This window comes from Kitasatospora sp. NPDC058444, assembly GCF_042721415.1.
GTDB lineage: Bacteria > Actinomycetota > Actinomycetes > Streptomycetales > Streptomycetaceae > Kitasatospora.
On record NZ_JBHXLL010000003.1, the window covers coordinates 251236 to 273995 of the forward strand.

Annotated in this window: 19 protein-coding genes; 11 read left to right on the forward strand and 8 right to left on the reverse strand. The window is 75.4% G+C overall.

What is annotated here, in order from left to right:
* Positions 1–91: 91 nt before the first annotated feature.
* The gene (locus tag ACFWP2_RS05650; RefSeq protein WP_380448601.1) at positions 92–2899 is read left to right on the forward strand and encodes a flippase-like domain-containing protein; all 2808 of its coding nucleotides are present in this window, start codon (positions 92–94) and stop codon (positions 2897–2899) included.
* A gap of 120 nt (positions 2900–3019) precedes the next feature.
* On the opposite strand, the gene moeZ is transcribed toward ACFWP2_RS05650, so the two are convergent.
* From moeZ to ACFWP2_RS05675, 5 genes are all read right to left on the reverse strand, one after another.
* Entirely contained in the window at positions 3020–4198 is a 1179-nt protein-coding gene (moeZ, locus tag ACFWP2_RS05655; RefSeq protein ID WP_380448603.1) for an adenylyltransferase/sulfurtransferase MoeZ, read from the reverse strand.
* A gap of 230 nt (positions 4199–4428) precedes the next feature.
* Positions 4429–5448, reverse strand: coding sequence for an NAD-dependent epimerase/dehydratase family protein (locus ACFWP2_RS05660; protein ID WP_380448605.1), 1020 nt, complete (start codon positions 5446–5448; stop codon positions 4429–4431).
* 156 nt (positions 5449–5604) lie between these two features.
* Positions 5605–6747, reverse strand: a complete 1143-nt coding sequence (locus ACFWP2_RS05665) for a hypothetical protein (protein ID WP_380448607.1) — start codon at positions 6745–6747, stop codon at positions 5605–5607.
* Positions 6747–8378, reverse strand: coding sequence for a DUF3492 domain-containing protein (locus ACFWP2_RS05670; protein WP_380448609.1), 1632 nt, complete (start codon positions 8376–8378; stop codon positions 6747–6749). The genes ACFWP2_RS05665 and ACFWP2_RS05670 overlap by 1 nt, the downstream gene beginning before the upstream one ends.
* A 622-nt stretch (positions 8379–9000) precedes the next feature.
* Positions 9001–9996 carry an alpha/beta fold hydrolase gene (locus ACFWP2_RS05675; protein ID WP_380448943.1) on the reverse strand — a complete coding sequence of 332 codons (996 nt, stop codon included), beginning with the start codon at positions 9994–9996 and terminating at the stop codon, positions 9001–9003.
* A gap of 129 nt (positions 9997–10125) precedes the next feature.
* On the opposite strand from ACFWP2_RS05675, the gene ACFWP2_RS05680 reads away from it, so the two are divergent.
* The 3 genes from ACFWP2_RS05680 to ACFWP2_RS05690 all read left to right on the forward strand — a co-directional run bounded on the left by ACFWP2_RS05680 (position 10126) and on the right by ACFWP2_RS05690 (position 11610).
* A complete protein-coding gene (locus ACFWP2_RS05680; RefSeq protein ID WP_380448612.1) occupies positions 10126–10788 on the forward strand; it encodes a TetR/AcrR family transcriptional regulator in 663 nt (220 codons plus the stop codon).
* A gap of 131 nt (positions 10789–10919) precedes the next feature.
* The gene (locus tag ACFWP2_RS05685) at positions 10920–11147 is read left to right on the forward strand and encodes a DUF3107 domain-containing protein (protein WP_380448615.1); all 228 of its coding nucleotides are present in this window, start codon (positions 10920–10922) and stop codon (positions 11145–11147) included.
* A 136-nt stretch (positions 11148–11283) separates the two neighbouring features.
* Positions 11284–11610, forward strand: a complete 327-nt coding sequence (locus tag ACFWP2_RS05690) for a hypothetical protein (RefSeq protein ID WP_380448618.1) — start codon at positions 11284–11286, stop codon at positions 11608–11610.
* A gap of 40 nt (positions 11611–11650) precedes the next feature.
* Here ACFWP2_RS05690 and ACFWP2_RS05695 read toward each other — a convergent pair whose 3' ends face one another.
* Positions 11651–12379, reverse strand: a complete 729-nt coding sequence (locus ACFWP2_RS05695; RefSeq protein WP_360357000.1) for a ferritin-like fold-containing protein — start codon at positions 12377–12379, stop codon at positions 11651–11653.
* Between the two features lie 689 nt (positions 12380–13068).
* Here ACFWP2_RS05695 and ACFWP2_RS05700 point away from each other — a divergent pair.
* The 5 genes from ACFWP2_RS05700 (at position 13069) to ACFWP2_RS05720 (ending at position 18678) form a co-directional block, all read left to right on the forward strand.
* Positions 13069–15177, forward strand: a complete 2109-nt coding sequence (locus ACFWP2_RS05700) for a DEAD/DEAH box helicase (protein ID WP_380448622.1) — start codon at positions 13069–13071, stop codon at positions 15175–15177.
* Between the two features lie 200 nt (positions 15178–15377).
* Entirely contained in the window at positions 15378–16253 is an 876-nt protein-coding gene (locus tag ACFWP2_RS05705) for an alpha/beta fold hydrolase (RefSeq protein ID WP_380448625.1), read from the forward strand.
* Positions 16254–16662: 409 nt separating this feature from the next.
* A complete protein-coding gene (locus tag ACFWP2_RS05710) occupies positions 16663–16821 on the forward strand; it encodes a hypothetical protein (protein ID WP_359903649.1) in 159 nt (52 codons plus the stop codon).
* Positions 16822–17129: 308 nt separating this feature from the next.
* Positions 17130–17768 carry a DUF6758 family protein gene (locus ACFWP2_RS05715; RefSeq protein WP_380448628.1) on the forward strand — a complete coding sequence of 213 codons (639 nt, stop codon included), beginning with the start codon at positions 17130–17132 and terminating at the stop codon, positions 17766–17768.
* A 49-nt stretch (positions 17769–17817) separates the two neighbouring features.
* Positions 17818–18678, forward strand: coding sequence for a PHP domain-containing protein (locus tag ACFWP2_RS05720; protein ID WP_380448630.1), 861 nt, complete (start codon positions 17818–17820; stop codon positions 18676–18678).
* Positions 18679–18801: 123 nt separating this feature from the next.
* On the opposite strand, the gene ACFWP2_RS05725 is transcribed toward ACFWP2_RS05720, so the two are convergent.
* Positions 18802–19443, reverse strand: coding sequence for a suppressor of fused domain protein (locus tag ACFWP2_RS05725; RefSeq protein WP_380448633.1), 642 nt, complete (start codon positions 19441–19443; stop codon positions 18802–18804).
* A 479-nt stretch (positions 19444–19922) separates the two neighbouring features.
* Between ACFWP2_RS05725 and corA the strand changes: the two genes are divergently transcribed.
* Positions 19923–21044, forward strand: coding sequence for a magnesium/cobalt transporter CorA (gene corA / locus ACFWP2_RS05730; RefSeq protein ID WP_380448636.1), 1122 nt, complete (start codon positions 19923–19925; stop codon positions 21042–21044).
* Between the two features lie 62 nt (positions 21045–21106).
* On the opposite strand, the gene ACFWP2_RS05735 is transcribed toward corA, so the two are convergent.
* Entirely contained in the window at positions 21107–22075 is a 969-nt protein-coding gene (locus tag ACFWP2_RS05735; RefSeq protein ID WP_380448639.1) for a DMT family transporter, read from the reverse strand.
* A gap of 122 nt (positions 22076–22197) precedes the next feature.
* Here ACFWP2_RS05735 and ACFWP2_RS05740 point away from each other — a divergent pair, with 122 nt between their 5' ends.
* A complete protein-coding gene (locus ACFWP2_RS05740) occupies positions 22198–22737 on the forward strand; it encodes a hypothetical protein (protein WP_380448641.1) in 540 nt (179 codons plus the stop codon).
* The last annotated feature ends 23 nt before the right edge of the window (positions 22738–22760 follow it).

A 22760-nucleotide genomic window follows, 5' to 3' on the forward strand; every position in this document is an offset into this window, starting at 1 on the left:
GCCGCGCCCGATCCGCCCCCTGTCCCGCACGGGGCGCCGGGGCATGCCACCATCTTCGGGGCGGTGAGTGGTGATACGAGGACAAGACCAGATGACCGGGACGGCTGACGTGGGCGTGGACGAGGACTCCGACGAGTCCGCCGCCGCCGTGCCGTCGGCGCCCGGGAACGAGAGTGAGGGCCGGCCCGAACCGGGGCCGACGCCGGAAGTCTCCCTGATCAAGGACCGGACGATCAAGACCCCCGCACCCGCGAAGGCCCCCGAACAGCCCGGCCCGCCCCCGGCCGAGACCACCGCGGCCCGGGAGCCGGCCATCCCCGAGCCCACGGCCGCCGAGCCGGCGGCCCCCGAGCCGGCGAACGGCCACCCGAAGGCCCCGGCGGCCCCCGCCGCCCTGCCCGGGGACCACGACCCGCTGGACGAGGCCCCGCACCTGGACGTCGACGAGCCGCTGCTCGCCGCCCGCGCGCACCGCCCGTCCGACCTGATCCGCTTCGTGGCCGGCGTCCTCGGCATAGTCGCCGTCTTCGTGCTGGGCGGCATCGCCACCTCGACCACCACCGGCATCGAACAGGACATCGCCTCCAACGCGCCGCACTTCTCCGCGGTGTTCTCCACCATCACCGGCCTGCTCTCCAGCGTCGCGGTGCTCGCCGTGCCGCTGGCCTTCGCCGTCGAGCGGCTGATCAAACGCGACGGCCTGCGGGTCGCGGACGGCGTGCTCGCCTCGGTGCTGGCGTACGGCGTCTCGCTCGGCATCGACTGGTGGGTCGCCGAGGGCGCCTCCGAGCACATCCGGGACGCGCTGACCAGGCTGCCCATGGACAGCAACGGCACCCTCACCGACCCGGTGCACGGCTACCTCGCCCCGGTGATCGCCTACATGACGGCCGTCGGCATGTCGAGCAGACCGCGCTGGCGGGTCGCCCTGTGGGTGGTGGTGATCTTCAGCGGGGTCACCGAGCTGCTCGGCGGCTACACCACCCCGCTGTCGCTGATGCTCACCGTGCTGATCGGCTGGTCCGTCGCCTACGGCACGCTGTACGCGATCGGCTCCCCCAACATCCGGCCCACCGGCCAGCACCTGCTGATCGGCCTGCGCAAGGTCGGCTTCACCCCGGCCGGCGCCGTGCGCGCCCCCGACGCCCCCGGCGGCACCCGCCGCTACCACGTCACCCAGCAGGGCGGGCCCCCGCTGGACGTGCACATCATCGACCGCGAGCAGCAGGCCTCCGGCTTCTTCTACCGGGCCTGGCGGCGGCTGCGGCTGCGCTCGGTCGCGGTGCGCCGCAGCCCCCAGTCGCTGCGCCAGGCACTGGAGCAGGAGGCCCTGATCGCGTACGCGGCGGCCGCCTCGGGCGCCCGCGCGCCGCAGCTGGTCGCCACCTCCGAGCTCGGCCCGGACGCCGCGATCCTGGTGTACGAGAACGTCGAGGGCCGCACCCTGGACGAGCTGGCCGACGAGGAGGTCAGCGACCGGGTGATGGCCTCGATCTGGCAGTCGGTGGCCGCCCTGCACGAGCGCCGGATCGCCCACCGCCGGCTCACCGGCGAGTCGCTGCTGGTGGTGGAAGGGCGCACCGGCTGCCTGGTCAACCTCTCCGGCGGCGACATCGCCGCCACCGACCTGACGCTGCGCATCGACGTCGCCCAGCTGCTCACCACCTTCGCGCTGCGGATCGGCCCGGAGCGCGCCGTCGCCACCGCCAACGCGGTGCTCGGCGCCGAGCGGGTCGCCCAGGCGCTGCCGCTGCTCCAGCCGGTCGGGATGAGCCGCTCCACCCGGGTCGACCTCGCCAAGCTCACCAAGGAGCGCAAGGCCGCCGCCCGGGCCAGGGCGCTGGAGCAGGTCGCGGCCGGCGAGCGCACCCAGCAGCAGGCCGAGGAGGACATCGCGGTGGCCGGCGAGGACCTGCTGAGCCGCATCCGCGGCCAGATCCTCCAGATCGCCCCCGAGGCCCCGATGGCCCCGGTCAAGCTGGAACGGCTGAAGCCGAAGAGCCTGATCATGGTGATCGCGCTGACCTTCGCGGCCTACCTGGCGCTGACCACCATCAAGCCGGCCCAGCTGAAGCTCTCCCAGATGAACTGGGCCTGGGCCGCGGCCGCCCTGGTCGCCGCCGCCTTCAGCTACGTCGCCGCCGCGATGAGCCTGACCGGCTTCGTCCCCGAGCGGCTGCCGTTCCGGCGCACGGTGGCCGCCCAGCTGGCCGGCTCCTTCGTCAAGCTGGTCGCCCCCGCCGCGATCGGCGGCATCGCCCTCAACACCCGCTACCTGCAGAAGGCCGGCATCCGCTCCGGCCAGGCGGTGGCCTCGGTCGGCGCCTCCCAGCTGGCGGGCCTGGCCGGACACCTGCTGCTGCTGTTCAGCTTCGGCCTGATCACCGGCAGCCAGACCAACGGCGACCTCTCCGCCTCCCGCGCGGTGATCATCGGCGTGCTGAGCGCCGCCGTGCTCGCCCTGGTGGTGGCCGCCGTCGCGCCGCTGCGCCGGTTCGTGCTGGGCCGGCTGCGCTCGCTGTTCTTCGGCGTGGTGCCGCGGATGCTCGACCTGATGCAGACGCCCAGCAAGCTGGTCACCGGCTTCGGCGGCATCCTGCTGCTGACCCTCTCCTTCACCGCCTGCCTGGACTTCTCGGTGCAGGCCTTCGGCGGCGACGTCAGCTTCTCGGCCGTCGCGGTGGTCTTCCTGACCGCCAACGCGGCCGGCTCGGCGATCCCCACCCCCGGCGGTATCGGCCCGGTCGAGGTCGCCCTGATCGGCGCCCTGACCGTCGCCGACGTCTCCCCCACCATCGCGACCCCGGCGGTCTTCCTCTACCGGGCGCTCACCTTCTGGCTGCCGGTGCTGCCGGGCTGGATCGCCTACAACGTGCTCCAGCGCAGGAACGCGCTCTGAGCCCGCGCCCCGGGCACGACACGGCCCCGGGCACCACGGACCTCCCCGGGCACCACGGACCTCCCCGCGCGCACGGAAAAGGGCCCGCCGGACGGCGGGCCCTTCCAGGTGGGGCGTCGGTCAGTAGACCGGCTTGTGCGGCTCGATCTGGTTCACCCAGCCGAGCACGCCGCCGCCCAGGTGCACCGCGTTGGCGAAGCCCGCGGCCTTCACCACGGCCAGCACCTCGGCCGAGCGCACGCCCGACTTGCAGTGCAGCACGATCTTCCTGTCCTGCGGCAGCTTCTCCAGCGCGTCGCCCATCAGGAACTCGTTCTTCGGGATCAGCACCGCGCCGGGGATGTTGACGATCTCGTACTCGCCGGGCTCGCGGACGTCGATGAGGTAGATCTCCTCCTCGTCGTCCTGCCACTGCTTGAGCTGCTGCGAGGTGATGGTCGAACCGGCGGCGGCGGCCTGCGCCTCCTCCGACACGACGCCGCAGAAGGCCTCGTAGTCGATCAGCTCGGTGACCGTCGGGTTCTCACCGCAGACGGCGCAGTTCGGGTCCTTGCGGACCTTCACCTGGCGGTAGTTCATCTCCAGGGCGTCGTAGATCATCAGCCGGCCGACCAGCGGGTCCCCGATGCCGGCCAGCAGCTTGATCGCCTCGTTGACCTGGATCGAGCCGATGGACGCGCACAGCACGCCCAGCACGCCGCCCTCGGCGCAGGAGGGGACCATGCCCGGCGGCGGGGCCTCCGGGTAGAGGCAGCGGTAGCAGGGGCCGTGCTCGGCCCAGAACACGCTGGCCTGGCCGTCGAAGCGGTAGATCGAGCCCCACACGTACGGCTTGCCGAGCAGCACCGCGGCGTCGTTCACCAGGTAGCGGGTGGCGAAGTTGTCGGTGCCGTCCACGATCAGGTCGTAGCCGGAGAAGATCTCCATGACGTTGGAGTTGTCGAGGCGCTCCTCGTGCAGCACCACGTCGACGTACGGGTTGATCTCCTTGACCGAGTCGCGCGCCGACTCCGCCTTGGAACGGCCGACGTCCGACTGCCCGTGGATGATCTGGCGCTGGAGGTTGGACTCGTCGACCACGTCGAACTCGACGATGCCCAGCGTGCCGACACCGGCCGCGGCCAGGTACAGCAGGGCGGGCGAACCGAGACCGCCGGCGCCGACGCACAGCACCTTGGCGTTCTTCAGCCGCTTCTGCCCGGCCATGCCCACGTCGGGGATGATCAGGTGGCGGGAGTACCGGCGGACCTCATCGACGGTGAGCTCGTCGGCCGGCTCGACCAGGGGTGGCAACGACACGGGGACTCCGATGGGTGTCTTGTTCGGATGGCCATGGCCAGCCGCGATGCGGGGTTGTCGCTCCGCCACTCGGGTGGCTGTCCAGGCCAACAGTGTCACGCCCCCTCGGTATTCCGAGACAGCCCGTCCGATGGGCGAGACGGGCCGCGCCGGATCGTGGAACCGGCGGCGGGCCCCCGGACGGTGCCCCGGGCCCGTGGTTGACGGGCCCGGGGCACCCCGCGGCGCGCTCACACCCGGCAGGCCGTCTCCAGCCACACGTCGCCCAGCGACTCCTCCAGCGGCACCTGCGTCCGCCATCCGAGACGGTCCCGCGCGGTGCGCACGTCCGCCTGCCGCCACGGCACCGGCTCGCCCGGCACCGCCCGGCCCTCCGGCCGGTGCCCCTCCGGACGGTGCCCCGGCAGGTGGTGGCCGGACCCGTGGTGGCCCGGCAGGTGGTGGCCGGGCAGGTGGTCGCCGCCCGCCCCGGTGACCTGCGCGGGCAGCAGGACCTGCCGGTTCTCCTCGACGATCTGACCCTCGAAGCCCGAGGCCCGCACCAGCAGCTGGGCCGCGTCCCGGGCCCGCACGGCGTGCCCGCTGCCGACGTTGATCACCCCCGTGGCGGCCGACACCGCGGCCGCCTGGATGGCCCGCGCGACGTCCCGCACGTCCACGAAATCCCGGTATCCGGACAGGTCCGGCATCCGCACCTGGTGCTCGTCCCGCTCCAGCGCCCGCCGCAGGCCCTCGGCCAGCCGCCCGAACAGCGAGGCGGTCGGCGCCCCCGGGCCCACCACGTCGAACACCCGCAGCACCGCCGCGTCCAGCCCGGAGGCCAGCACCAGCTCCGTCCCGGCCAGCTTGGACACCCCGTACGGGCCGACCGGCCTCGGCTCGGCCTGCTCGGACACCGGCACCCCGCCGGGCACCGGCCCGTACTCGGCGGCCGAGCCGACGTGCACCAGCCGGGCCGGCTCCCGGCTGCGCCGGATGGCCTCGCAGACGGTCGCGACGGCCAGCGTGTTCGACCGGATCAGGGTGCGCGAGCTGCCGTAGGTGGCGCCCGCGCAGTTGATCACCACCTGCGGCGCGACCGCGTCCAGGAACCGGGCCAGCGCGCCCGGGCTCCCCGTGGTCAGGTCGAAGCGGATGTCGGCCGAGTCGCGCCGGCCGAGCACCGTCACCTGCAACTCCTGGTCCATCAGCAGACGATCGGTGACCCGGCGGCCGATGAAGCCGTCGGCGCCCAGCAGCAGCACCCTCATCGGGGGTGTCCTTCCACGAAGCCAGCTCGGGACGACCTGGCGGACTGAGTTCAACGAACGGGACGAAAGCGGGGAACACGCGGCCGGTCCCCCGGTGGATCGACGGAGCGGAACGACGGAGCGGGCGGACGGCGTCCGGCGGACGACGGACGGCGCTCAGCGGTGCGAGCCGGCCCGGCCGAGCACCGACCCGGCGTACGCCAGCAGCGCCACCGCGACGGTGCCGCCGCCGACCAGCCAGGCCTCCGGGGCACCGCGCCCCAGGGCGAGCGGCCCGAACACCGCGGCGGCCCCGGCCGACGCCCCCGCCGCGGCGGCCGCCGTCCTGCCGCACCGCGCCAGCAGCACCGGCAGCACCAGCAGCAGACCCAGCACGCCCTGCGCCGCCCACTGGGCGGGCCCGGCCCGCTCGGCCGCCAGGTGCAGCAGCCCGCCGCCGTGGACCGGCCCGGGGCGCGGCGCGACGACGGCCAGCACGGCCAGCGCGGCGAAGCTCAGCACCCCGAGCACCGCCAGGTGCAGGGCCAGCGCGACCGGGAGCACCGGACGCATCCGGGCCCGGAACCCGGCCAGGGTGTCCGCCGCGCCCAGGTGACCGCGGCCGACCCGCCGGTACCAGCGGGCCGTCCGCTCGGCCGATCCGGCCGACACCGCCGCCGCCAGCACCAGCGCGACGGTCAGCGGGCGGTCCCCGCCCGGCACGGCCGGCGGGAGCAGCAGCAGGGCGGCCAGGCCCAGCCCGTGGCCCAGCGCCGCCGGGCGCGGCCGGAAGCCGGCCGGCGGCCGCGGCGCCGGTGCGGGCACCGGCCCCAGGGCGTCCGGCGGGCGGACCGGCCCGGCGCACGGCGGGCCGGGCTCGGCCGGGGGCGGCGCGGTCAACGCGGGCAGCAGCACCAGCGGGACGGCGGCGCACAGCAGCACCGGCCAGCGCGCGCCGAGCGCGGCCACGCCCGCGCAGGGCGCGGCGGCCAGCGCGGCGGCGGTCAGCGCGGCCCGGGCGGCCGCCCCGCCCGGGCCGGGCACCGGCGGTCGGGGCACCGGCGGTCGGAGAGCCGGCGGTCGGAGGGCCGACGGGCGGAGGGCCGACGGGCGACGGGGCACCCGGGCGTACAGCTCCTCGGCCAGCGAGAACAGGTCGGCGTGCCGGCAGCGGGCGGCGGTGTCCGGGCCGAGCCCGGCCTCCTCCAGCCCGGCGGCGATCTCCAGCGGGTCGACGGCGCGCTCGCACAGCTCGCGGTGCTCCGCCATCACCTCGCGCACCGGGTCCGCGCCGGCGCCCAGCAGGGCCCCGCCCGGCATCAGAGGGCCTCCGCGAGTTCGGCGCGCCGCCGTCCGGCCGGCTCCCGCACACCGTCCGGGTCCGCGGTCCCCTCCGGCGGGGTGTCGCCCCCGCCGCCGCGCGGGCCGTCGGCCAGCCAGTACTCGGCGGGGCGGGCGAACGGGCGGGGCGCGGGCCCGCCCTCGCCGCCGCCCCCGCCGCCGGGGAAGGCCGGGTACTGCGAGACCAGCTCCAGGTAGATCTCCCGGAAGGCGCCGGTCACCGGCTCCACGGCGAAGCGTTCCTGCGCCCGCAGCCGCCCGGCCAGCCCGAGCCTGGCCCGCCGCTCCTCGTCGCGCAGCAGCGCCAGGCAGGCGCCCGCCAGGGCGCGCGGGTCGCGGGCGGGCACCAGCAGCCCGGTCGGCCCGACCACCTCACGGGCCACCCCGACGTCGGTGGAGACCACCGCCCGGCCGCTGAGCATCGCGTCCGCGAGCAGCCGGGGGCTGCGCTGGGAGAGCCCCGAGAAGACCGCCACCGTGCCCGACTCCCAGGCCCTGTGGAGGTCGTCGGGCCGCCCGGCGAAGTCCACCGCCGGGGCCACCCCCAGCCGTTCGGCCACCTCCGCGCAGTGCGCCCGGTAGCCGGGCGCCGCCTCCTCGCCGTACACCACCAGCCGGGCGCCGGGCAGTTCGGCGCGGACCCGGGCGAGGGCGTGCAGCGCGAGGTCCAGGTCCCGGCCCGGCTCCAGCGCGCCCGCCCACACCAGGGTCGGCGCCGCGGGCTCTGGCCCGGCCGCCGGGCGGTCCACCGCCGGCATGCCCTCGTACACCACCCGGGTGCGGGCCGGGTCGGCCCCGCAGTGGCGCTGCCACTGCTGGTCGTGGGCACTGCCGGGGGTGAGTATCGCGGCCTGCCGGTAGGTCTCCCCGGTGAGCGCCCGGAAGAAGGACAGCAGCAGCGCGCGCACCGGCCACCGGTACGGCGCCTCCCGGTAGCCGAGGTACTGCTCGCGCAGGTGCAGGCCGTGCTCGGTGACCACGAACGGCACCCCGTGCAGCTGCCGGGCCACCAGGGCGGGCAGCGCGGCCGGGCCGCCGCCGACCACGTGGCACAGGTCGGCCGCGCCGAGGCCGCCGGGGCCGGTGCCGTACCAGGGCGCGGACAGCGGGCGCAGGCACTGCTCCAGCAGGTCCGCCGCGACCAGCACGTCGCACACCAGCGGCTGCCCGGCCGAGGTGTCCGCGCCGGGCAGCCGCCAGGTCCGTTCCAGCAGCCGGCGGGCGTGCGCGGAGGCCAGGAAGGCGGGAAGCGTGCCGTCCTCCCGGGCGAGCGCCGCCAGCCGGTACAGCCCGGGCCCGAAGCCGGCTCTCTCCGCGGGCAGCACCAGGGCCCGCACCAGCTGCTCGTACGCCCCGGCGTACCGGCGTCTGCGCACCGCGCCCGGTGCCCGGCCGCCCGGCCGGCGCCCCCACAGCGCCAGCTCGTGGGTGCCGCGCCAGACGGACGAGGGCCGCTCCGCGCCGCCGGGCGCCCGCCCCGCCTCCGGTCCGGTGAGCAGGTACAGCTCGAACCCGTGCTCCGGCAGGCCCTCGGCCAGCCGCTCGCACCAGCCTCCGGCGCCACGCCGGGCATGCGGACGGGCACCCTCGGTGAGCAGGGCAACGCGCACGGGAGACCTCCAGGGCAGAGCGGATTCGCTGGGCGGGATCGCGGACGGATCGGCGGATCGACGGATCTCCGGGCGGCCCGGGCAGTCGCCCGGGGCGCCCCCGCACGGCGGCGGGAACGGTCGGGGAGGGGAGGTCCGGTCGGCCCGGGTCGGCGCCGCGGTGTCTCCGTGCGGCCCGCCGGCGGCCCGGTCGCGGACGCGCCGCGTTCCGTTCCCCCGGGCTCCCGCCCGCTTCGGCGGTCGGGCCCGGCCCGCCGGAACCCTCGGCCGCGGCCGCCCTCCGGTTCCTCCGGCGGCCGCGACTCCCCCACACCTGTTCGGTCCGACAGCAGAAAGGTAGGACCGGCCCGGGCCGATCCATCGGTCACCTGCCTGCCTGCCACCTGATCGAGTGAACCGCCGTGACCTCGACCGGGCCCGGGCCGTTACCGGGCGGTATGCGCGGCCGCCCGCGCGACCCCGCCCTGGCGCGCCCGTCCCGCGCGGTGTGCGCCCCACCCGTGCGATGCGCGCCCCACCCAGGGCGCGTGCTCAGCCCTCGCCGCGCGCGCCCCGCCCGGCTGCGCGCTCGGACGGTGGTGCGCGCTCGGACGGTGGTGCGCGCTCGGCCGGTGGGGTCCGCTCAGCCGGTGGTGTGCGCGATCAGCTCCCGGACGGCCCGGGCGACCTCGTCGGGGTGCTCCAGCATCGCCACGTGCCCGGATTCCGGCAGCACCAGCAGCCGGGCGTCCGCGAAGGCCGCGCAGGCGCGCCGGGCCGAGCGGTAGGAGACCAGCTTGTCGCGCAGCCCGTACACCAGCAGCACCGGCGCCTCGACCCGCTCGGCCTGCCGCCACAGCGCCTGGTCGCCGCGCTCGGTGTACGCCGAGACGATGCCGCGGGCCGAGCCGACCAGCGCCTGCATCGCGTGCGGCACCTCCAGCCGGTGCCGGTACTCGGCCACCGCCTGGGCCCGGGTCTCCGGGCTCAGGCTGTCCGGGTGGCCGTAGACCAGCCGCAGCAGGTCTTCGGTGGCCGCCTCGGCGTCGCGTCCGCCCGCGGACAGCCGGCGCAGCACCGCGGGCACGCCGGGCACCGCGAGCAGACCGGTCGGCCAGGCGGAGTGCTGCGGGGGCAGCTCGGGCAGCGCCGGGGAGACCAGGGTGAGGCTGCGCACCAGGTCCGGGCGCACGGCCGCCAGCCGGACGGCGACCGCACCGCCCAGCGAGTTGCCGAACAGGTGGACGGGGCCGCGGCCGGAGGCCTCCAGGTAGCCGATCACCGCGCGGACGTGGCCGGAGACGGTGAGGTTGCCGTCGGTGGGCGGGTGGGAGCGGCCGAACCCGGGCAGGTCCACGGCCTCGCCGTCGACGTGACCGCCGAGCCGGTCCATCAGGGCCTGCCAGTTGGCGGCCGAGCCGCCGAGGCCGTGCACGAAGAGCCCGGGCTCGCGCCCGTCGGCGGCGCCGTCGTCGGCGGGCCGGTGCACCGCGAGCACCGCGCCGGGGACCTCGACCGTACGTACCTGCTGCTCAGCGCTGCTCATGGTGGACGATGGTAGTGAGCCCCGGCCCCGGGAGCACCGGGGTGGTCGGGCCGCCGACCGCGTCCGTCCTGCCACTGCCGAGGCCGAGGTCAGCGCCGTATTGTGGGCTCCTGACAACCAGGCCGATCGTCTTTACTCGCCTTCGCCGAACGCCGGCGCGGTTACCGAAAAGTAGAATCGGCCATCTCGCCAGCCGCGAAGAGACCCGAAGTGAGGAGCGCCGTGACGGCCATCCAGGAGGCGCAGGAGCGCCCGCGCGGTGCCCGCCTGCCGCGAAGCGCCCGCCGTGAACAACTGCTCGGTGCCGCCCAGGAGGTGTTCGTCGCCCAGGGCTACCACTCGGCCGCCATGGACGACATCGCCGACCGCGCCGGCGTGAGCAAGCCGGTGCTCTACCAGCACTTCCCCGGGAAGCTGGAGCTCTACCTGGCGCTGCTGGACAAGCACTGCGACGCCCTGGTCGAGTCGACCCGCGAGGCGTTGTCGACGACCAACGACAACAAGCAGCGGGTGGCCAACACCATGGAGGCGTACTTCAACTACGTCTCCAGCGAGTCCGGCGCCTTCCGGCTGGTCTTCGAGTCGGACCTGACCAACGAGCCGGCCGTGCGCGAGCGGGTCGAGCGGGCCTCCGAGGCGAGCGCGACGCTGGTCAGCAAGGTGATCCAGGAGGACACCGACCTGCCCGAGGCGGAGTCCAAGCTGCTCGCCGCCGGGGTCTGCGGCCTGGCCCAGATCACCGCCCGGTACTGGCTCTCGCAGGGCCTGGAGATCCCCCGCGACGAGGCGGTGCGGCTGGTCGCCAGCCTGTCCTGGCGCGGCCTGAAGGGCTTCCCGATGCACCCGGCCGAGCTGTCCGGGGAGGGCACCGCCCACCAGGGCTGATCCGCGGACCTTCGTCGGGCCGGGGATCCGGTGCTCTATGGTGAAGCCGTACGGCACGGTCGCCGCGAACGCTTGTCCCAGGCGGTCCGGTGCCCGTGCGTGGAGGCTGCAACCCCGGAGGGACGGAAGCCGTGGAGGTCAAGATCGGCGTGCAGAACGCGCCGCGCGAGATCGTGATCGAGAGCTCGCAGACTGCCGATGAGGTCCAGAGCGCGGTCGCGAAGGCGCTGGAGGGCTCGGAGAAGATCTTCGCACTGTCCGACGAGCACGGCCGTCGCATCATCGTCCCGGCCGAGCGCCTGGCGTACGTGGAGATCGGCGAGTCGGCCGCCCGCAAGGTCGGCTTCGGCACCGTCTGAGGCGCCGCCGCACAGCATCGTCCGGTGCCCCGTTCCCGCGAGGGAGCGGGGCACCGTCGTGTGTACGGCCGGGTGGGGCGGGGTACGGCGAGGTTGCGGTGCCGGTGCCGCACGCCCGTTCCCCCGGGAGGCAGCCTTGCTGGTCGAGACGATCGCCTTCGCCCTCGTCGGCCTGGTCACGGGCGGCGCCGCCCTGCTGGCCCTGCCCGCGTACTTCCGGGTCGCCCCGGCCCTGACCCTGGGCACCGCGCTGGCGGCGGCGCTGGTCGGCGGGGTGGTCGCGCACTTCGGCGTGGACGGTCGCCAGCCCGCGGTGTCCGTCGCGGCCGCGGCGGTGGCCTCGGGCGTGCTCACCTCGCTGCTGGCCCGGCCCGACCTCGCCGCCGGGCGTGCCCCGGCGCACCGGCACCACCCGCACCGGCCCGGCGCCCACCGCGCGTCGCGGCGGCACCGGGCGGCCTGAGGGCCCCGCCGGGCGGCCCGGGTGCGCCCGGGACGCCGGGCTAGGACGCCAGGCCGAGGGCGGCCATCCGCTTGGTGTGCGCCTCGGTGATGCGGTTGAACATCTTGCCGACCTCGACCAGGTCGAAGCCCTGTACCCGGACGCCGCCGACCAGCAGGTTGGACAGCGCGTCGCGCTCGGCGACCACCCGCTGGGCCTGGCTGAGCGCCTCGCCCATCAGCCGCCGGCCCCACAGGGCGAGCCGGCCGCCGGCCCGCGGGTCGGCCTCGATGGCCTGGCGGACCTTGTCCACGGCGAACTGGGCGTGACCGGTGTCGGACATGACGCTCAGCACCAGGTCGCGGGTGTCGTCGTCCAGCCGGACGGCCACCTCGCGGTAGAAGTCGGTCGCGATGGCGTCGCCGACGTAGGCCTTGACCAGGCCCTCCAGCCAGTCCGAGGGCGCCGTCATCCGGTGGAACAGCTCCAGCGGCTCGACGAAGGGGCGCATCGCCTCCTGCGGGTCGGCGCCGACCTCGGCGAGCCGGTCGTGCAGCCGCTGGTAGTGCTGGAACTCGGCGGAGGCCATCCGGGCCAGCGCCGCCTTGTCGGCGAGGTCGGGCGCCAGCTTGGCGTCCTCGGCGAGCCGCTCGAAGGCGCTCAGCTCGCCGTAGGCGAGCGCGCCGAGCAGGTCCAGCACGGCCGCCCGGTAGCCGGGGTCGGCCGAGCACGCGGCCCAGTCCCCGATCGAGCCGGCCGCCGCGTCCTGCGTCTCACCATGGGTCTCCATGACCCGCAACCTTAGTCCCGCCCCGCCTCCGCGTGCCCGGGCGCGCCCGGGTGACCGGCCGGGCGGGCCGCTCCGGTGGCAGTTGCCGGGGGCAATGTCAGACGCGTCACGTGTTCGAGTCGTCGCCTGACTGTATGGTGGTACGGAGCCCGTCGTGTTCGCATGGTGTCACCGCCGTCTCGGTACCCGCGCGAACCCTCCGTAGCGGCACCGTCCAGCCGGACGTGTCCGCACCGGAGGCACGGGTACTCACGTACGCGGATGCCCGGTCGGAGAGCCGATCGGCTCCGACCATGGCTTGGACTTCAAGCCTTGGCACCGCATCAGTGGCCGAGCGAGGGCCGCCGAGACCACGCCCCGAGGCGGAGGTCCCGCGCAGGTCCCTCACGGGAATCCTCCCCGACGCCGCCGGCGACGCGCCCCGCACCAGGGCAGCGCGCACCGGCCGGCCGCAGGGACCGGCGCGGTTGTGCGTCCGCGCAGCTGTATCAGGGCCGCCCAGGCCCGTAGGCAGCCGCGCGGCTGCCCGCCCGCCGCTCGCTCTCGGCCCTTTCGAAAACGGAAGAGGCAGCACCCTGTCCACCACCGCTGAACCCATCAAGACGACCTTCCGGGACCTGGGGATCCTCCCGGAGACCGCCGAGGCGCTCGAGTCCGTCGGCATCGTCCACCCCTTCCCCATCCAGGAGATGACCCTCCCGGTCGCGCTGACCGGCCACGACGTCATCGGCCAGGCCAAGACCGGCACCGGCAAGACCCTCGGCTTCGGCCTCCCGCTGATCGAGCGGGCCGTCGTGCGCGCCGACGTGGACGCCGGCCGGGCCACCGAGGACCAGCTCTCCGACTTCCCGCAGGCGCTGATCGTCGTCCCGACCCGCGAGCTGTGCACCCAGGTCACCAACGACCTCCAGACCGCCGGCAAGGTGCGGAACGTGCGCGTCCTCGCCGTCTACGGCGGCCGGGCGTACGAGCCGCAGGTCGAGGCGCTCACCAAGGGCGTCGACATCGTGGTCGGCACCCCGGGCCGCCTGCTGGACCTGGCCGGGCAGAAGAAGCTGAACCTGTCCAAGGTCCGCGCGCTGGTCCTGGACGAGGCCGACGAGATGCTCGACCTGGGCTTCCTGCCCGACGTCGAGAAGATCATCACCATGCTGCCGGCCAAGCGGCAGACCCTGCTGTTCTCGGCCACCATGCCGGGCCAGGTGATCAGCCTCGCCCGCCGGTACATGAGCCAGCCGACCCACATCCGGGCCGCCGCCCCGGACGACACCGGCGCGACCGTCGCCAACATCGAGCAGCACATCTTCCGTGCGCACTCGCTGGACAAGGTCGAGATGGTCTCGCGCATCCTGCAGGCCGACGGCCGCGGGCTGGCGATGATCTTCTGCCGCACCAAGCGCACCGCCGCCGACGTCTCCGACCAGCTGACCCAGCGCGGCTTCGCGGCCGGCGCGGTCCACGGCGACCTCGGCCAGGGCGCCCGCGAGCAGGCCCTGCGGGCCTTCCGCAACGGCAAGGTCGACGTGCTGGTCTGCACCGACGTCGCGGCCCGCGGCATCGACGTCGAGGGCGTGACGCACGTCATCAACTACCAGTGCCCCGAGGACGAGAAGACCTACCTGCACCGGATCGGCCGCACCGGCCGGGCCGGCGCCTCCGGCACCGCCGTCACCCTGGTCGACTGGGACGACATCCCGCGCTGGCAGCTGATCAACAAGGCGCTGGACCTGCCGTTCAACGACCCGGAGGAGACCTACTCCACCTCGGCGCACCTGTACGAGCTGCTGAAGATCGCGCCGGGCACCAAGGGCATCCTGCCGCGCTCGGAGCGGACCCGTGCCGGGCTGGGCGCGGAGGAGGTCGAGGACCTCGGCGAGACCGGTGGACGCGGCTCCCGCTCGGGCCGCGGCGGTCGCGGTGAGCGCACTGAGCGCAGTGAGCGCGGCGGTCGCGGTGGCCAGGGCGGCCCCGGCCGTCCGGGCGCCGGCGCCGCCACGGCCGAGACCGAGGAGCAGAAGCCGCGCCGCACCCGTGAGCGCCGCCGCACCCGTCGGGGCTCGGTGGTCGGCGCCGAGGGCGAGGCCGGCGTCGTCGTGACCGAGGCCGCCGCGGCTGCCCCGGCCGTCGAGGGTGCCGAGGGCGAGGCCGCGCCGCGCCGTCGTCGCCGCCGCTCGCGCGGCGGTGCCGCCGAGGCCGTGGCCGCGGTCGAGACGGCGGTCGAGGCGACTCCGGCCGCCGAGGCCGTCGTGGCCGAGGCCGTCGCGGTGGTCGAGGCCGCCGTCGAGGCGGTCGCCGAGGCTCCGGCTCCGGCCAAGAAGGCCACCCGCACCCGGACCCGCAAGCCCAAGGCCGAGACCACCGAGGCGGCCACCGAGGCCGTCGCGGTCGTCGAGGCCGCCGTCGAGGCGGTCGCCGAGGCCCCGGCTCCGGCCAAGAAGGCCACCCGCACCCGGACCCGCAAGCCCAAGGCCGAGACCACCGAGGCCGCCGCCGAGGCCGTCGCGGTCGTCGAGGCCGCCGTCGAGGCGGTCGCCGAGGCCCCGGCCCCGGTGAAGAAGGCCACCCGGGCCCGCAAGCCGAAGGCGGAGGCCGTCGAGGCGGCTCCGGCCGCCGAGGCCGTCGCCACCGAGGCCCCGGCCCCGGCCAAGAAGGCCACCCGGGCCCGCAAGCCGAAGGCCGTCGCCGAGACCGCCCCGGAGGCCCCGGCCGCCGAGGCCGCCGGCGAGGTCCCGGCTCCGCGCAAGCGCACCCGCGCCCGCAAGGTCGCCGCGCCGGTGGAGGCCACCCCGGAGAGCTGACACCCCGTGTCTCCCCCGAGGGGGCGGGCCTGGCCACCCGGCCGGGCCCGCCCCCTCGGCGTTTCCCGACGCCGCGACCTCGCCGGGACCTCGCCGCGACCTCGCCGGGACCGTGCGACGGGACACGCCCTAGGCTCGGGGCGTCGAGGAGTCACCGACGGGCCGGCAGGCCGCCGGTAGGACAGCAGGGAGAACAGCCGATGAGCACGCCGCCGTTCCTGACGCTTCCCACGTGCGCGCGGGCCGAGCGGGTGGTGACCGGGCGCGGGGAGTTCGCGGCGCTGCGGGCGGAACCGGCCGGGCCGGTGCGCGGCTCGGCGCTGCTGGTCCCGGGGTTCACCGGCAGCAAGGAGGACTTCATCGCGCTGCTGGAGCCGCTGGCGTCCGCCGGGTACCGGGTGACGGCCGCGGACCAGCGCGGGCAGTACGAGACCGGCGGCCCGGACGACCCGGCGGCGTACGGCGTCGGGGCGCTCGGCGCCGACGTACGGGCGCTGACCGAGGCGTTGGCCGTCGACGGCGCCCCCCTGCACCTGCTGGGGCACTCCTTCGGCGGCCAGGTGGTGCGCGAGGCGGTGCTCGCCGCGGCCGCCGAGGGCCCGCTGCCCTGGCGGTCGCTGACCCTGATGTCCACCGGACCGGGCGCGATCGACCCGGCCGAGGCGGCCCGCACCAAGCTGCTGCTGGACGCCCTGCAGGGCATGGACCTGGAGCAGATCTGGCAGGTCATGCGGCAGCTGGAGGCGGAGAGCGGGCAGCCGCGGCCGAGCCTGGAGCCGGCCGTCGCGGAGTTCCTGCACCGGCGCTGGCTGGCCAACGTGCCGCGGTCGCTGTCCGTCACCGGCGGCCACCTGGTGGCCGCGCCGGACCGGGTGGCGGAGCTGGCCGCCGCCACCGCCGGGCTGCCGCTGCTGGTGCTGTCCGGGGTTCAGGACTACGCCTGGCCGGTGCCGGAGCAGACCGCGATGGCCGAGCGGCTGGGTGCCCGCCGGGTGGTGGTCGCGGACGCCGGCCACTCCCCCAACGCCGAGCGGCCGGCCGCCACGGCGGAGGCGCTGACCGCGTTCTGGGGCTGACGCGGCCGGCGCCGACGCCCGCCGGTCCGGTCCGGTTCCCCCGGTCCGCCGAAAGTGGTCTGTACCACTTCTCGGACTTCGATCGGCTTCAACACAGGACAAAATTCGTTAGTTACGGTAATCTTTGATTCTGTCCGGGAATCATCGCCGGCCTCCGCTCGGCCCCGATCACCCGAAACCTGGACTTCACGGGCGGGCAACGGCCCGGTAGCACCGCCACCTCACCGTGGTTCACGAGGCACTGGACGCACCAGGCAAGCAAGGGGGGCCCTTGCCGCAGCAGACCGCCGCATCCGCGACTACGAACCGCCCGGTCCGGTCTCACCGCCGGATCCGCAGGACCCCGAAAGGGCTGATACCGACTCAGCCGCGACCGCCCCGCCCCGCGGGGCCAGGAAAGGAGACGCCCATGACGAAGACCATGCGCTTCGAGATCGTCCGGCTCGACGACACCAACGGCTCCGCCGCCGACCGCCTGATCGCCGACGCCGCCACCGTGCGCGAGGTCGTCGACGCCGCCGCCCGCACCGGCGAGCGCCTGCTCATCCGCCCGTGCCCGACCGTCTGACCCTGCGCGGCGCCTCCGCACCGGAGCCCTCACCCGCCGCCGACGAGCCGGGAGCGTCCGATCCGGACGTTCCGATACCCGACTGACGCCCCGTCACCGCATTCGCCGATGACGGGGCGTCAGTGTGTCAGGGGCCGGAGCACCGGACGTTTGCCGCCACCCGGGACGGGACATCCCCCAACGGGAACCGCCCGCGCCGCGCCCACCCGGCGCCGGTTCGGGCGTCCGCCACCGACAGGTACCGCCGAGCCCTCCGTACGGGTGATCGTCCTTGACGCGGCGGTCCGGAGGGAGGAGCGTTGACGGCTATGAGGGGCGAGCCAAGCTGCCCGAGGTGCGCCGGTCGGGTCCGCGCCCCCGGTCTGTTCTCAGACACCTGGCAGTGCGACCGGCACGGAGCCGTGCACCCGATGCAGCCCGTGCTGCCGCCGAGTGTGGAGGCCCTCGGCGTCGCCGTCGCCCGCTCCCAGGTCCCGGTCTGGCTGCCCTGGCCGCTCCCGGTCGGCTGGCTCTACACCGGCATCGCCCACGTCGGCGACGACGTCTCGGGCGCCCGCGCCACCGCCGTCGCCTGCTCCGGCCCGGCCCCGCTCGGCGGCTTCGGCGAGCTGGTGCTGATCGCCGAGGAGCTGGGCGTCGGCCTCGGTGCCCGCTACGCGGGCCTGCCCGGGCCGGACCCGGGCGACTCCGTCGGCCTCTACAAGCCCGCCGACGCCAAGCTGCTGGCCGCCGGACGCCCCACCCCGATGTTCCACGTCCCGGACGCCCCGGCCGACCGCGCGGTGTTCGCCGGCGAGGCCCGCGGGCTCTGGCTCTGGGCGGTCGCCTGGCCCGAGCAGTCCGCGCTGGTGATGTACGACGAGCTGGTGCTGACCGACCTGCGCGAGGCGGGCGCCGAACTGGACCTGCTGCCCTGCGGGGCGCTCTCCCCCCGGCTGCTCGGCTGACAACTGGCCTATCCTGGGCGGCATCCACGAGCCCCCGGGAGTCCGATCCGTGCGCATCGACCTGCACGCCCACAGCAACGCCTCCGACGGCACCGACAGCCCGGCCGAGCTGGTCGCGGCGGCCGTCGCCGCGGACCTCGACGTGGTGGCGCTGACCGACCACGACACCGTGTCCGGCCACGCCGCGGCCGCCGAGGCGGTGGCCGCGCTGCCCGCCGGCAGCCGGCTGACCGTCGTCCCGGGCGCCGAGCTGTCCTGCGCCGTGGACGGCATCAGCATGCACCTGCTGGCCTACCTGTTCGACCCTCAGGAGCCGGAGTTCGCGCGCGAGCGGGACCTGGTGCGCACCGACCGGTTCCGGCGCGGGCGGGCGATCGTGGAGCGCTGCCGGGAGCTCGGCGCGGACATCAGCTGGGAGCAGGTGCAGCGGATCGCCGGGGCCGGCTCGGTCGGCCGGCCGCACATCGCCAGCGCGCTGGTCGAGGCGGGCGTGGTGGCCACCGTCTCGGACGCCTTCACCGCCGACTGGCTGGCCAACGGCGGGCGGGCGGACGTCCGCAAGCACGAGACCGACCCGGTCGTCGCGGTGCGGTTGGTCCGGGCGGCCGGCGGGGTGCCGGTGTTCGCCCACCCGGGCGCGGTCAAGCGCGGCCGGACGGTCTCCGACCAGGTGATCGCCGAGCTCGCGGCGGCCGGGCTGGCCGGGCTGGAGGTCGACCACACCGACCACGACGAGGAGACCAGGGTGCGGCTGCGCGGCCTGGCCGGCGAGCTCGGCCTGCTGGTCACGGGCTCCAGCGACTACCACGGCACCCGCAAGACCGTCCGGCTCGGCGAGCACACCACCGACCCGGAGGTGTACGAGGCGCTGCTGGCGCAGGCCACCGGCGCGAAGCCGATCGGACGCTGAACCGAGCCGCGGCCCGGACCAGGAGATCGTGAGTCCCCTGGTCCGCGCTCCGGCGCTCCGGCGCTCCGGAGCGCGCGGCGGGCTCACGGGCCCGGGTGCACGCCGCGCCTGACCGCGCGTCGGTCAGTCCAGCCGGACGCCGCGCCGGCCCGGGTCGCGCAGGTCGGCGCCCTGGTCGAGCCAGCGCTCCTGGAGCGCGGCCGCGCCGTGCACCCGCTTCCAGCCCGCCTCGTTGGGCGTCATCGGCAGCAGCGGCAGGAAGCGGACCGGATCGGCCGGTTCGGCCAGCTCCAGGTCCTCGACCAGGCCGCCCGGTTCGGCCGCGAGCACCGAGGTGAAGGGCGCGCCGTCCCAGAGCGGGGAGCCGAGGTCCAGCGAGCCGCCCGGGGCCACCACCAGGCCCTCGACCTGCGGGGTGGCGGCGAAGGTGGCCAGGGTGCGCAGCACGCTGTCGCGCCCGCCCCGGACGGTCAGCACCAGTTCGGCGCGCGGGCCGCGCACCTGGTCGGCGACCGGCGCGGTCGGGTCGGCCATCGGCGCGGCCGACATGCCGAGCGTGGCGTACCGGACGAGGCCCTCGGCGTCGGGGCCGAAGCGCAGCACCTCGATCCGGTCGGCGCCGAGGAAGGTGACCGCGGCGCGGCCGCCCGGCTCGCCGAAGGTGGAGATCAGCCGGGCCTCGACGGCTGCCAGCACCGCCTCCCGGGAGAGCTCCGGGGAGGTGCCGCCGTGGGGGTCGCCGAAGGGCGGGAAGTCGTGCGCCATGCCGGTGAGCGTAACCCCCGGGGGTTCGCGGGCCGCGTGCGGGCGGGTGCGGAGGCGGTCGCCGCGGGGGCCACGGCGGGGGGCCACGGCGGGGGCCGCACAAGGATCCCGTAAAGGCTTCGGAAACCTCCGGGAAACCCCCCGGCTTCGACGCCCGGTCAGATGTTAGGGTGAGCGACTGGCCACCGGGATCGTTTCGTCCCGGGGCGGCGGCGCGAAGGAGGTGGTTGCGGTGGATACCGGCCGACCATGCAGTACCGGCAGCTCTGCCCGGCCCCGACTCCCCCGTACCCCGCGCCCCGCAGGCCCAATCGGCTGAATCAGCCGCGGTAGCCCCGGGCGCGGACCCCACGGCGGACGGACCGGCCGGGAGAGCACTTTCATCCCCCGTTTCACCGGTGTTCTCCGCCGTCGTACCGCGGCCGAACGTTCTCGCTTCCGCGCCGCCGCGCGACGGTTCCTGCCTCTGGGAGCCTGCCATGTCGATGATCAACACCCTGCGCGCCGCCGTCCGCACCAACCGCCGCCGCGGTGCGTCCGGTGTCTTCGCCGTCCTGCCCGAGGACGCCGGTTCGGCGGTCGTGGACTGCGCGGTCTACCAGCAGGGCAAGCGCAGGGGCGAGACGTGCAGCCCGCGCGAGGCCGCCCGGCGGGTCAAGGCCGCCCACCAACTCCCCGAGGGCGAGGGCTCGTTCAGCTGGATCGGGCTGCACGAGCCGACCGAGGCCGAGTTCGAGGGGATCGCCCAGCGCTTCGGTCTGCACCCGCTCGCGGTGGAGGACGCGGTGCACGCGCACCAGCGGCCCAAGGTCGAGCGCTACGACGACGTGCTGTTCGCCGTCTTCAAGACCATCCGCTACGTGGAGCACGACCAGCTGACGCCCACCAGCGAGGTGGTGGAGACCGGTGAGCTGATGGTCTTCGCCGGCCGGGACTTCGTGATCACCGTCCGGCACGGCGGCCACGGCTCGCTGCAGGAGCTGCGCCACCGGCTGGAGGCCGACGCGGACGAGGCCGGGCTGCTCGCCAAGGGCCCGGCGGCGGTGCTGCACGCGATCGCCGACCACGTGGTGGACAACTACCTGCTGGTCGCCGAGCGGCTCCAGAGCGACGTGGAGGAGATCGAGTACGGCGTCTTCTCGGCCAAGGGCGGGCGCAGCGCCGACGTCGGCCGGGTCTACCAACTCAAGCGCGAGGTGCTGGAGTTCAAGCGCGCCGTGGTGCCGCTGCTGCGCCCGATGCAGCAGCTGTCCGAGCCGCTCCAGCGGCTGGTCGACCCGGACATCCAGAAGTACTTCCGGGACGTCGCCGACCACCTGGCCCGGGTCGCCGAGCAGGTGCAGGGCTTCGACGAGCTGCTGAACTCGCTGCTGCAGGCGAACCTGGCGCAGGTCTCGGTGGCGCAGAACGAGGACATGCGCAAGATCACCGCCTGGGCGGCGATCTTCGCGGTGCCCACCATGATCACCGGCGTGTACGGCATGAACTTCGACTACATGCCCGAGCTGCACCACGAGTACGGCTATCCGATGGTGCTCGGCGCGATCGTGCTGATCTGCGTCGGGATGTACCGGGGCTTCCGCCGCAACGGCTGGCTCTGACGGCGGCGGGGACGGCTCCGTCCGCGCCGCCGGTCAGCGCCGGTCAGCGTCCGCGCCGTCGGTCAGCGCCGCCCGCCGCGGGCGACCAGGACCAGGCCGAGCAGGATCAGCACCACCGCCGGGTAGGCGGCCGCCGGGGGCCACTGGCCGAGCCAGACGGCGGCGATCAGCGCCGCGCCCGGGGTCTCCAGCAGGATCGCGGTGGAGGTGATCGACGGCCCGAGGTTGCGCACCACCCGGTTGCTCAGCGAGTGGCCGAGCAGCTGGGCGACGACCATCAGCAGCACGATCTGCCACCACACCCCGGCCGGCCAGCCGGTCAGCGGCGTCCCGGCGACCAGGCAGATCCCCAGCAGCGCCGCCGCCGTGGTGGCGTAGCAGACCAGGGTGTACGCGGTGGTGCTGACGGTCTTGCGGACCTCGGCGCCCAGCAGCATGTACCCGGCCCCGGCCAGGCCGGCGCCGAGCGCGAGCGCGTCGCCGAGCAGCGCGCGCGGGGAGAGCGAGAGGTCGACGCCGGTCAGCACCAGCACGCCGGCGAAGGCGACGACCGTGCCGAGCCAGACCAGCCTCGGTGCTCGGACGCCCATCAGCCGCATCAGCAGGATGGTCCACAGCGGGGTGGTGGTGACCAGGGCGGTGGCCGAGGCCACCGAGGTCATCCGCAGGCTGGGCATCCAGAGCGCGAAGTGCACGGCGAGCAGCGCCCCGGCGGCCACCGCGAGCAGCAGCGCCCGCCGGCCGATCCCGCGCAGCTCGGCGCGGTGGCGCAGCAGCGCGTAGGGGCCGAGGACGCCGACCGACATGACGTTGCGCCAGAGGGCGATCGCCAGCGCGGGCGCGGCGGTGGCGCTGATGAGTGGGCCTGACAGCGAGATGCCGCCGATCGAGACGGCGAGCAGCAGCAGGTCGAGGGTGGGGAGCGGGTGCGCCGGTCCGTGGCCGGCGGTCCCGGGAGCGACGGCGGCGGCAGGGGCGGGGGTGGCGGGGGACGTGGCGGCGGGGGCGGTCGCGGGCCGGGCGGCGGACACGGCGCTCCTTGCTGGTTCGCGGGGGTGGGGCGGTCATACGGTAAGGCCCGTGGCGGCGTAATGGAACTGTCGCCCGGAGACTGAGACACCCGCTGGACGCCGAAAGCCGTACGCTGTCCGCCATGGACCGTACGCCCGCCGCCTCGACCGCCGACGACTTCCTCGACCAGGCCCTGCTGGAGGAGGCCGCGAAGAAGTCCGGCCTGCTCTGGGTGCGCGCGGACGGCCAGGAGCACGCCCGGCCGCTGTGGCACGCCTGGCACGACGGCGCGGTCGTGGTGGTCGGCGGGGGCGGCGAGCAGCCGCTGCACGGCCTGGAGCCCGGCGCCGGGGCCGTGGTCACCGTCCGCAGCAAGGACAAGGGCGGCCGGCTGACCGGCTGGATCGCCCGGGTGGTCGAACCGGCCCCGGGCAGCGAGGCCTGGCTGGGCGCCGTCGAGGAGCTCAAGGGGAAGCGGCTGAACGCGCCCGACACCGACGCCATCACCGACCGCTGGGCCCGCGAGTGCCGGGTGCTGCGGCTGGAGCCGGCCGGCCCGCTCACCGAGCGCCCCGGGGCGATGCCGGACGGCTCGCACGCCGCCGAGCCCCTCCCCACCCCGGCCACCACCCGCCGCCCGATCCCGGCCGGCCTGCCCAAGCTGCTGTTCAAGCGCCGTTAAAGCCCCCCCAAACATTTGCGCCC